Consider the following 11405-nt stretch of genomic DNA (forward strand, 5'->3'; position numbering starts at 1 on the left):
CACCACTGCTGCAATAATAGCCCAAAGTGACCGCTTACTCAGCTGACGTGGATTGAGCGCCCCCATGTTATTCGAGGTCATTATGCTTGCTCCTTATTAAGTGGTCTGTTCACTTGACCGCTTTCAACCATAGCGCTCATTTCAGCCCCATTTTCAGTGATATTATGAGGCTTATTTTTACGCTTACCGCTAGTATTTTTACTTATGGCAAATCTGAGCATTAGTAATACTATGCCGCTGGCCATTAGCCATAGAGATTTATCAAACAAGTCGATATGGAGTGAGTAATAATACATGCCGATAAAGGCGAGTAGGGCACATACCGAAATGATGACTAATTTTCGTTCGTTGTAAAAATAGCCCAGCAGGAGCATCAATACTGCGGCGCTTAATCCGCTCATGACGATGGAAAGTAGGCCGATTAATATTGTCGCGAGGATCACCATCAACTTGTTGCGAGGACGCACAGTAACAACTCGATTGGTATTGCTATCGGTAGTTAAATTGAGCAGGTTAACAATGTGATTAATCAGCCATAGCGTAGATAATAAGCTTATTGTAACGGCCAGATAGTCACTGATGCTGGAGTTAAATGCCATTAATACGCTGGGTCTTTCTATGATATCGCCCATATCAGATAACATGAAATTGGCGAGGAGCAAATTAATAGCAATGGCATAACCTAACATTCTAAGACGCTGATAATACTGCGGCCATCGATAAACGTGCGACCAGATAAGCACTAAACTCAGCAGCAATAATGGCAATATTAATAGCGTGACCTGGTTAACCACTAAGATAGCTAAAAAGCTAGGCACCATGGCTAATGCAGCCACAAATTGGTTGGTTTTATGAGGAATGATAATCCAGTGAATCATAAACGTGACCAGGTAAATCAGTGCAATCAGGGTCTCATTACTAGATTCTAGCCATTCGTAAATCCCCAAAAGCCACATTATTTGTCCGCTTAAGCTAAATGCAAATACCATCTGCAGAATAAACTCTTGCCGATTGGCGCCCAGACGGTAATAAACTAAACAGCTTAGACTTAGTGCGGCACCAAGGCCGATAAACGATTGGTCGATATCGCCAATGATGGATCCACTGACTAGCACACAGGCCAATAAAAACAGCGCCGCAACCCAGCCGCCAATAATTTGCATGGCAATAATGTACCAAGGGCTGGCCAGTGTGGTTTCTGGTGTTGTATTAGTGTTTACAAGTTGGTGGTTAACCAGCGTTTGCCATAATGCCGTGGCGTTGAGGTTACTCATCGGTGGCAACCTCACTTTTAACATCACTATTGTTCGCGTCTTTATGCTCAAGACTTGCCATTTCGCTGAACTGTTTCTGCCATTTTTTTAGCCAATATAAGCTGCCACTGGTTACACCTACGACTACCATAGCAATCAGAAAAAAACTCGCTATTGAGTCGTTAGATTCTATTAGCGCTCTTGAAAGTAGTGACACAATAGCAGCGCTGATACTGGTTAATACCAGGGCAAGTGGATATAAGGCGGGGGCGCGATAACGGTACCATATAAATAAGCTAGTCAGGGTGAGTAGGTAAAGTAACGCATAATAAACAGCATGTTTGCTGGCTTCATACTGATAGTTTAAGTCAAAAATGACCCAAATGATTAGCCAGGTAAATGCACTAACGCTAGCAAGTAAACTGCTTTTTTCAACCATGGGGCAGTTAAAGCGTAATTGACCTGGCCATTTGCAGCGTTTAGCTGTGGTAAATGCTAGGTGGATGACTAAGTTCGTTACGCCAAAAATAGCGATTTGTTGGATGTCTTCCTGTAAAAAACTAAACACAGAAGCAAAGGATTGAAGATATAGTCCTTGGCTTATATTGATTAAGACCACCAGCAGTAACCACAACAGATCAAAGCCTGCGATGTAGGCAAAGGGTAAAATTAACACTGCCCAAATAGCAAATAGTTGCCAAGGATCTGCGCCGGTTTGGTATGTTTGTCCCACCAGGGCCAGTAATGCCCCAAGCATGATGCTGGCACCGAGTAACATGGCATTGGGCAAGCTCCAGCCATAAACATTTTGGCTCTGTTGTTTAAGAGGTTTTTGCGGTGAATGCTGCTTTTTTTGCATGCGGTTAATCAGATAAAACCCACTAATAAACAGAGCAAATAACCCTTCGACTATGGCAAATTTACTCAGGTGCGCTAGTGCGTCCCAATTGAACGCCATGAAAAATATCATCCCAGCGCTAAGTAGCAATACCCCAAGATAGAGTAATATATTGGCAATTAATTGTTGCCAATTTTCTGTGTTTGGGTGTGGATAAGCTACTAACATTGCAGCTTTAAGGTTTGTGGGCTCGATTTTGTTGTCTAAAAACCATTGCCATATGTGTGAACGTTTTTCAATCATCCTTGTTCGTTATCCTTTTTCTGAATCAATAGCCGTCCAAGTTTGCTCGTACTAACTCTAATTCAAGCTCACGTTATTGATATGCAATTTAAAGCTATGGAAAAATCAAACATCGTTTTAAACATAGCTCATCTGCTTAGCACTTTTCATTAATATTAGCCCTTATCATGAGAGCTTAAACTTGGACTCTTGCCTGACAGATGGCATCGCGAGTGTTGTGTAAACAGTAACCGATATTGATTGCGGCTATCAACGACTATTTGCCGATACGATACTGATTTTGCTATTAATATCATCACAGCTGCCGGCGCATGGTCTCTGGAGTAGGCAACAAAATGGCAGCAATAGCTTTTATACCTCATATGCGTTACCTGCCGATCTTTAACACTGCGCTGATGTGCATGAGGTTACTGATTAAATCCGTTTTTAAGCCATTGATGAGACATCATTTATATTGGTATCTTTTAGTGGCGACTCACATTTATAGCAGTCGCTATTGAGCATCAGGCTGGTATTGCCTACAATAGCGCACGTTTTATTAACTACAGCACAAGACAATGAACGACACTACAGCTAAACCTGCTTTACCTGATCGCCTTAGCGTTAATCCACGTAGCCCACATCATGTGGAAGCCGTTTTCGAACACGAGATTGGTATTTTACTTAATGGCAAAGAGCGTAATGATGTTGAAGAATATTGCATCAGCGAAGGTTGGGTAAAAGTTGCCTCGCACAAAGCATTAGATCGTCGCGGCCAACCGCTTACGATGACAGTAAAAGGCAAGGTTGAAGCGTTCTATAAGTAGAACTGAGCATTATCTCTGAGCCTATTTATTCACTGTGTAAAAAAGCGAACCTGAGAGGGTTCGCTTTTTTGTTAGGTGCTGTAGCTATATTTTACCGCGGCGATGGCTTCTATTCCATAGCTTGGTGCTGTGTTAAAGCCCATTACCTGAGTATATGTTGACTCGTTTACTCATGCTCAAAAACACAGTTGCTTAACACTCTTTATGGCTAAGCATAGCCTTTACTCAAGTCATACAAACGATTTGATAACTCTGAAGACGAACTACTGACATTCGCTAATTCAAGCGCATCTTTAGCATTTAAGTCATTACTGACTCTAATGTTTTCGGCTAGTTGGTTAATTTCGCCCGATACGCTTGATTGTTCACTGGCGGCCATCGCGATATGCGAGGTACTGCTACTGATGTCACTAAATACTTCAATAATTTCGTTAAACCCTGCAATTACTTTTTCTGATCGAGCTAAAGATTCTACGGATAAGGACTGTGAACTGACGATGATGTTCACGCCCTGACTAGCCGATGTTTGCAGCTGCGCGATCATCGCTTCAATCTTACTAGCTGACTCTTGAGAGCGGCCTGCGAGGGTTCTTACTTCATCGGCAACCACCGCAAATCCGCGCCCTTGTTCACCCGCTCTAGCGGCTTCAATGGCGGCATTCAATGCTAACAAATTGGTTTGCTCTGAAATACTCTTAATCACATCTAACATGGTTCCCATTTGCTGGGAGTCAGAAGCAAGACGATTAATAATATCGGCTGTTTTTTGGAGTACTTGTGACAGCTCTTGGTTAGCTTTACTGTTTTCTTCGACATCAACCATGCGCCGTTGAATAAGCCCTTGGGATTCGTCGACGGTTTCTGATGTTGATTTTGTGTTTCGTGCCACTTCGGCAGCGCTGGCAGACATTTCAGTGATGGCCGCTGCAAGCATGTGGTTTTCTGTGAGTTGTGATTCTGCCCGCTGTTTTAGCATAGAAGACATTTCATTGAGCTGTTTGGCTCTATCTTTGGCTTCTACCGCTTCGTTTGCTATTTGTCCAAGCAAGCCTTTGAGATGTTCACTATATTGATTAACCGCTTGTTTTAATTTACCTATTTCATCATAACGATCTATCTTGAGCGTTGCAGCAGAACCGCCACTGATTAACATGCGAATTTGCGCAGTGGTCTCATTGACCCATTGCATCACTTTGTTAGCATTAAAAATTAGAATACCAACAAAGAACAGCAGCATGGGAATGAGCGTCGCATATAAACTAAAGCTTAAGTCGCTGATAGGTTTTTGGATAATGGGATCAGGCAAAACAATACCAATTTTCATGCCTTCTTCGGCCATGTCCATTATTGCCAACATAGAACCACTGTCTTCCACTACGCCCTCTGGTAAGTGGATAATGGTCTGGCCGCTGTTGATTGCGCTCAACAGCGGCTGAAGGCTGCTATCTTGGGCGGCGACCTCACTGAATTTTTTCATATCAAGTGATGATGAGCGAATACTTGGAAAGCTGATTATTTGATTGTTTTGGCCCAATACAAAGTTAAAACCGCCTGACTCTTGGTTTTGGCGCTTAAATAATTTATCTAAACCCGCTAGCATTAAATCAACGGTTGCGACGCCCCAAAACTTACCTGCTCGATTGATCGCGACAGTACAGGTCACCATAGCAGTGCCACTGACAGGGTCTTCATAAGCTTCAGACCAACCACACTGTCCGGTTTTAAGTGAACGCCCAGCGATATACCAAGCTTCATTGTGATAGCCTGGACCATCAGGTTTATTGTAATCATCAATTTTGTCTAATTGCCCTGAAGCATTGCGTGCCCAAAAAAAGGACTTTAAGGCCACACCAGAGCTAAACGCATTAGGTTCTGGCCAAATACCACCACCAGCGATATTGCCATTGCCAAATTGGTCAATAATTTTGGGAAATAACGCGCTAAATTGCTGCTCGTCTAAGGGTAAGGTTTCTGCTAATGAGGCTAAGCTTTGGGTTAGCACCGAACCTTTGCTTAGTTCAATTCTAACCTCGTTAACACTGGCTGAAATACGCAGTAACTCTTTCTTTTCAACTTCTTTTTGAATTACCGGTAATGCTAAGGTCTGCATTACAATATAAATAAGCATAATCACTGTGACTAATAAGCCCACACTAAGATACTTTGCTTTTTGTGCAATTAATAACGTTTGCTTTTCCATAAAAGGGTTACCCTGCGCGAGCTCGCTGAACCAAATGTTACTTTAACTTTAGTCTAGGTTGTTGGGTTTATGTTAATACTTTAGTTACTATTTTTTACATTTATTGTTATATCGTCATCGACAACTGCCACGCTTAAGTCAACCTTGCCAAGGGGGTGTTACTTTTTAGCGCATATTCAGCCGTTGTGCTTGCCTTAGCGTTAAACCACTTAGCCGCATCATATGGCTGTAATTTTCGAATTTGAGATTTGAGATGGGGATGGTGTTTAATGGCAAAGAGCGGACAGATGTTGAAGCAGATTGCAGTAATAAAGGTTGAGTAAACGTCGCCTCGAAAGCATTAGATCGTCGGTGCCAACCGCTTAAGATGACACCGACTTTACGTAAGGCTTATTCCATCTTCACTAAGTGCTGAAAACAACAGGCTAGCCATCATGACGGACCTGATATTTATTCACGGAATATTTTTTAACTTTATATACATGAAATATAATAGTTTATTGCTATTTTGTTATTATAACTAATTAGTCTGTTGTAACAGAAATAGCGAGTTCAAAGGTAGTGTCTGTTCATCATGTATTTCATTCCTTTATCTGTAAACAATCTCTGCCAAGCATTACAGTGCTTAAACACTGGATGTTGCCCATCATGACTTTCATTCATGTTGAATAGCTGTAGAATCCGCGCCTTGTTTTACCGCTAACCAATATTTGTGTATTTATGATGATAGATCTGGCTTTGCTGCCTTTATATTTAACCACTGTGGTCGCGTTATTGTTAATCCCTGGACCTGACATGCTGTTGATCGCCAGTTCGAGTTTGAGCTATGGTCGCAAAGTGGGTGTGTATGCCAGCTTTGGTAATGCGACTTCTGGTTTAATTTTAACCTTGCTTGCAGCTATGGGCGTTTCTGCTCTTGTGGCGATGAATCCAATTGCGTTAGAGCTGTTAAGGGTATTGGGCGGAGCGTATTTATTGAAAATGGGCTGGGATTGCATGCGCAGTGGTGCCAGCGATGCGCCCGAGTTTAGCCAGCAAGGTAATGTCGCTAAACTACTTTATCGTCGTGCGGTGCTGAGCAATTTACTTAATCCTAAAGCACTGATCTTTTTTGTGTTGTTTCTGCCCCAGTTTGTTTCTACCCAACTCACTGCCAGTTCAGGTGAACAGATGCTGGCACTCGGTTTACTGCTGAACGTAATGGGCTTGACGTTCAATTTGCTGTTGGTGGCATTAGTGGGCAGTTTGGGCAAACCATTGCTGAAAAATGAAAAGTTTCGTGCTTATCAAAATAAGTTTATGGGGATAATATTTTTTGCTTTAGCCATTTGGTTACTGGCATCGCAAGTGCAGAGTATTGCTTAACCTTTACGGTTGAAAGAGGCCATTAACTAAAAACCACGGTCATTAGCCGTGGTTTTTTGATCTTATTGCTGGCGCATTCACATCGATAATGCATTTGGTGAGCGAAGGTTTATCGTTATGATTCACTTTTAGCGAGTTTAATCGCCGCTATCTCTTTTTCAACCGCGGCTACCACGGCATGAGGGCTGCTCAGGTATTGTGAGTGGTCGATAAAAATGGCGTTATCATTAACTGTCATCACCAATACGGGAAAACCAGTGGTACCAATGATTTGTTGAATTTCTTCTATGCCTTCCAGTACGTATTCTGCATCCATACTGAGCTCATCTTTAAACACTTTATTTGATGGTGATAGCTTAAATTTTTCGACGATGTCATTAAAGTCGTGTTTATTACTAAGCGGGTTACCTTCAATGAAATGAGCTCTTTGTAGCGCATTGAGCACAGCTAATTGCTTGTCAGCTTGTTTGCCCTCTAACCAGGCCATAAAGTTTGCGGTTTTGATTGAGCTTTTAGGGCTGTTTGCGTAGCGAATATGGTCGCGACCAAATTTAAGTCCACTTATTTTTGCCGCTGCTTGCATTTGTTCTTCGCCAGCACTGTCTTTGCCGATGTAATGCGCACTGTGTAATAAGTGAATATTCATTTCTGGATAGGCTTGTTGCAATGCGTTCACCAAAGGTGTGGCGGCATAGCTCCAAGGGCAATGTGAGTCGTAGATAAAATAAAGCTCAGTGGTCATTAAATGAATTCTTGTTTGTGATCCTATGTGTTGATCCTAAATAGTTTATGGGCATTATACAATCATTGAATCTGAGCGCATTGAGCCAGAATGGCCTTATCTATTATCATTGTGTGTACATTGCCTCTAGGTAATGGTCTAACATAACTAGTTATTGTTCTGCTAACATCCTATTTTTATTGAATTAAAATCTTAAATTTATTCTTAAGAAATCGAGAAACGCACTCTATGAGTGGACATTGGTTATCCATAAATACAATGACAGATATTGATGATATTGTTCAATAGATATGTAATGTCATACGTGAGCTGAGCATCAGTAGTCTAGTATAAATCCTGTTATTTTTTAAATGTTACAGTTATTTACAGGCTCATCGCTGTCCGTTTTTAATGCTCATACGTATAGATAACCCAGAGGCTTAACGATTTATATTTTTAAGCCGATGACTTTTATGTAGCGAGTAATCACTTGATGGTGACGTTCAAGTGATTTTTATGGACAGTAAATGATTATGATTAAGCCAATTTATTTTATTGCTGCACTACTAGTTTCATTATCAAGTCATGCTGACACGACAAGCAGGGTTAACACTTTAGGCGATATGTTCACTTGGCCAGGCGGGAGCAAGTTAGCCGTTAGTCTGTCTTATGATGATGCGCTTAATAGCCAATTAGATAATGTGATCCCCGCGCTAGATAAATATAATCTAAAGGCGTCTTTTTATGTGGTTGCCAACTCTCCGGTTATGAATGCGAGGCTAGATGAATGGCGTGCAGCAGCTAACAATGGCCATGAGCTTGGCAATCACAGTGTTTATCATCCTTGTCGAGCGTCATTACCGAACAGAGATTGGGTAGAAGCGCATCATGATCTTGATCATTACAGCATGGCGCAGATGATTGAAGAACTTGAAGTCGCCAATACTTTTTTAAAGGCCATTGATGGTCAATCCGAACGGACTTATACGGTGCCTTGTGGCGATATGGTGATTGGCGCTGATGTGTTAAGTAGCCAACAATACCTGAGTCAGCTTAATGAGCTATTTACTGCGGTGAAAGGACAGGGGAAAGATTCTCGATTTTCACTGATATTGTTTCCAGAAGGCCAAAGTGGCAAAGAGCTTATAGATTATATTCGCCATATTCCTGCAGATATTTTATTAGTAAACATTATATTTCATGGGGTTGGAGGAGATTATTTATCTGTGTCATCGGAGGCTCACTCTGAGTTATTAACCTTCTTAGCCAATAACCGGGATTCTTATTATGTGGATTCATACATCAACTTGATGAAATATGCCCACAGTAAGCTGTAATAGTTTAATCATTTGATTGTCGTCAAGAGAGTATAGATGACAGGTTGATAAGCCTCATAGTTTACTTATAACTCTGCGGTTATTTCAAGTGGATCAAAACTCTATCAAGTCGTGCTTAATACTTATTAAACAGTGGTGCAGAATATTTAAGCCAAATACTAGACTCAATTAATCGTTATTAGTGGATGTACTGAGTTGATGCATCAATCCACCAATGCTTGCGGATCAGGGGCGCGCATACGATCCCACCATTCTTTGTTGGCAACAATTTGGCCTTGATCATCAATGGCTGGGTAGGGAATTTGCTTGCGTCGACAGGCTTTGGCGTAAACTGGATGCCCTTGTTCAAACAACATAGTTTGGCAATAAGCGTGATCAAGTTTGCGGCTGCCGTACATATCGGCTTGCTCACGTTGGCGCTGGGCTTCATACATGACTAATGCTGCCGCTACAGACACATTAAGCGACTGCACCATGCCTCGCATGGGGATGATGATGTGTTGATCGGCCGCTGCAATCGCTTCTGCGCTCACACCATCACGTTCGTTACCCATCACGATAGCGGTAGGTTTGGTGTAATCAATTTCACGAAAATCCACGGCCGTGTTTGAAAAGGTCGTCGTAAGTACCTGCATTTTTTGTGCTTTAAAAACCTGATGAGCTTCTGCAAACGTGTAATGCTTAATCGTATTAACCCACTGTTGGCTACCTGAAGCGGTATTACCTGATACTCGCATATCGATATCTGGCCATACGGCATGAATTTCATGAATACCGACACAATCAGCAGAGCGAAGAACCGCAGCAATATTATTGGTCATATGCACTTTATCAAGGCAAATCGTTAAGTCGACTTGGCGATTATCCAGCATCTGGTTTATTCGGGCAAAACGTTCTGGGCTCATGGGGTAACTCTAGTTGATTTTTCACTCTATTTAACCTTTGCTTGCCGCACAAAATGCGTTCAATGCAACGAATAAATGAGTAATATTGACAGTAAGATGATTATTTCGGCTGGTATTATAGCGCTAAAATGCCAGTGCTAAAAAGTCATTCATCGCGGTAACACCAAGACTTGCCGATTAATGTAGGCAATAATCACAAGATCGCATTTTTAATGTATGGTGATAAGTAATAGGTAAATAACTGTTTTTAGCTAACTAAACTCATTTAAGCTAATGATAATAACAAGTAGATTTTACAGCAGGCCATGACTGAAGATATTACCATCCAATTACCTTCACTTATTCATCGAATCGGCGGTGAAAAAGCTAAGCAAGCCAGAGAGATTGCGTTGCAATATCAGTGTGATGTTAAGCGCGTGCGCCGTTCTCGAAATTGGGCCATTACAGGCGAGGCTATAAGTATTCAATCGTTTATAGAGCGATTAAAAACTGACAATGATGCTGGCTTTGGTTATCTAATTCAAAAAATTGCTACAGCGTTACTGGGTCATGCCGACAAGTTAGAGCCATTAGACATAAAGCTTAGGCGTTTAATTCGAGAGAATCCTAATTTGACTTTAGGCGAGCTAATCCAGCTTACCCAGTGCACGTTAGCTGAGGCGAGAGTGGCTCGTTTTCACGTTGACTGTTGATTATTTCAACCGTGTGCTTTCACTTTTTATGCTGAAGGAATGCAATCTTTTTGATGGTAAACATTGCTGTGGTTTGGGGCTGGAATCGCACGTATTAGTATATTTTCGCTACAAGTTAATCAGATTATCTTGGTATTGCAGTGGGTATAGTTGAGGCATAGATAAGATCGCAGAAACAAGACCTTTGTGTTGATCCATATGCCCTTGGATAGAAGATTTACAGTATTAATGTGAGCTTTAAATGGTAAACATAAATAAAAGGTGTAACGCAATTTGCATTACACCTTGATGACTATTATTTTTTAAGTCGCTGACGTTTTAAGCTGTCTAGTTATGCTTAAAAACGATATTCAACCCCGATACTCGCTTGTTTGAAATCTGTTTCTGTATCGGAACCGTTAGTAACATTATCTAGGTTAATTTCTGCGTCATACCAAGTGTACTCGGCATTAATTAAAAAACGGTCTGTTACTTTAAACCCGACACCAGCACCGGCAAATACACCTTCATCATCTTTATTACCAGACAACCCGACCACATCATAGTCAGTGGAATACCATAATTGGCCGCCTTTGGCATACAATTCTACTCGATCAGTAATTGGCAGTGTGACTTTTAGGCCTGCGGTATAACCATCTGTTTCAGCACGAGATAAGTTGTTGCCGTAATGACCAAAATCAATATAGCTACCTTCTAGAGCTAAGTATTTATTGAAGCGATAACCTACTAAGCCCTGGAGCACATCATTGTCGTCGTCAAACTCATCATCTCCATCGACTTTCAGGTAACCATAATTAGCGCCGACATAAACACCATTTTCTGCCACATCATTTTTTAAGTCATCAGCTTGAGAATAAGCACTAAAAGATGCTAATGAAATTAGTCCAGCTAAAGTAACAATAGTATTTCTCATAAGGTACTCCTAGTTAATTACGTAAATACATCTAGTACTCTACAAAACGGATGCCAACTTTATAAAAACAAT

The 11405-nt window shown here is 41.3% G+C and carries 10 protein-coding genes; 4 read left to right on the top strand and 6 right to left on the bottom strand.

Annotated elements, in window-relative coordinates; translation table 11 throughout:
- Positions 1–80: 80 nt before the first annotated feature.
- The gene (locus tag H5185_RS18635; RefSeq protein WP_182742833.1) at positions 81–1274 is read right to left on the bottom strand and encodes a DUF4401 domain-containing protein; all 1194 of its coding nucleotides are present in this window, start codon (positions 1272–1274) and stop codon (positions 81–83) included.
- Positions 1267–2394, bottom strand: coding sequence for a DUF2157 domain-containing protein (locus H5185_RS18640; RefSeq protein WP_182742834.1), 1128 nt, complete (start codon positions 2392–2394; stop codon positions 1267–1269). The genes H5185_RS18635 and H5185_RS18640 overlap by 8 nt, the downstream gene beginning before the upstream one ends.
- Before the next feature lie 557 nt (positions 2395–2951).
- Between H5185_RS18640 and H5185_RS18645 the strand changes: the two genes are divergently transcribed.
- Entirely contained in the window at positions 2952–3200 is a 249-nt protein-coding gene (locus H5185_RS18645) for a DUF3297 family protein (RefSeq protein WP_124015478.1), read from the top strand.
- A gap of 208 nt (positions 3201–3408) precedes the next feature.
- Here H5185_RS18645 and H5185_RS18650 read toward each other — a convergent pair whose 3' ends face one another.
- Positions 3409–5400: a methyl-accepting chemotaxis protein gene (locus H5185_RS18650; protein WP_124015479.1), complete on the bottom strand. Its 1992-nt coding sequence runs from the start codon at positions 5398–5400 to the stop codon at positions 3409–3411.
- A gap of 720 nt (positions 5401–6120) precedes the next feature.
- Here H5185_RS18650 and H5185_RS18655 point away from each other — a divergent pair.
- A complete protein-coding gene (locus H5185_RS18655; protein ID WP_124015480.1) occupies positions 6121–6765 on the top strand; it encodes a LysE family translocator in 645 nt (214 codons plus the stop codon).
- Between the two features lie 115 nt (positions 6766–6880).
- Here the strand turns inward: H5185_RS18655 and H5185_RS18660 are convergent, their stop codons facing one another.
- Positions 6881–7507: a protein-disulfide isomerase gene (locus H5185_RS18660; protein WP_124015481.1), complete on the bottom strand. Its 627-nt coding sequence runs from the start codon at positions 7505–7507 to the stop codon at positions 6881–6883.
- 512 nt (positions 7508–8019) lie between these two features.
- On the opposite strand from H5185_RS18660, the gene H5185_RS18665 reads away from it, so the two are divergent.
- Positions 8020–8823 carry a polysaccharide deacetylase family protein gene (locus tag H5185_RS18665; RefSeq protein WP_182742835.1) on the top strand — a complete coding sequence of 268 codons (804 nt, stop codon included), beginning with the start codon at positions 8020–8022 and terminating at the stop codon, positions 8821–8823.
- Between the two features lie 203 nt (positions 8824–9026).
- Here H5185_RS18665 and trmH read toward each other — a convergent pair whose 3' ends face one another.
- Positions 9027–9728 carry a tRNA (guanosine(18)-2'-O)-methyltransferase TrmH gene (gene trmH / locus H5185_RS18670; RefSeq protein ID WP_182742836.1) on the bottom strand — a complete coding sequence of 234 codons (702 nt, stop codon included), beginning with the start codon at positions 9726–9728 and terminating at the stop codon, positions 9027–9029.
- 305 nt (positions 9729–10033) lie between these two features.
- Here trmH and H5185_RS18675 point away from each other — a divergent pair, with 305 nt between their 5' ends.
- Positions 10034–10420, top strand: a complete 387-nt coding sequence (locus tag H5185_RS18675; RefSeq protein WP_124015483.1) for a ribosome recycling factor family protein — start codon at positions 10034–10036, stop codon at positions 10418–10420.
- Positions 10421–10757: 337 nt separating this feature from the next.
- On the opposite strand, the gene H5185_RS18680 is transcribed toward H5185_RS18675, so the two are convergent.
- On the bottom strand, positions 10758–11333 hold the full coding sequence (locus tag H5185_RS18680) for a porin family protein (protein WP_182722649.1): 576 nt from the start codon (positions 11331–11333) through the stop codon (positions 10758–10760).
- Between the last annotated feature and the right edge of the window lie 72 nt (positions 11334–11405).

Origin of the sequence: Shewanella sp. SG44-6 (genome assembly GCF_014164185.1) — a bacterium.
Lineage (GTDB): Bacteria > Pseudomonadota > Gammaproteobacteria > Enterobacterales > Shewanellaceae > Shewanella > Shewanella vesiculosa.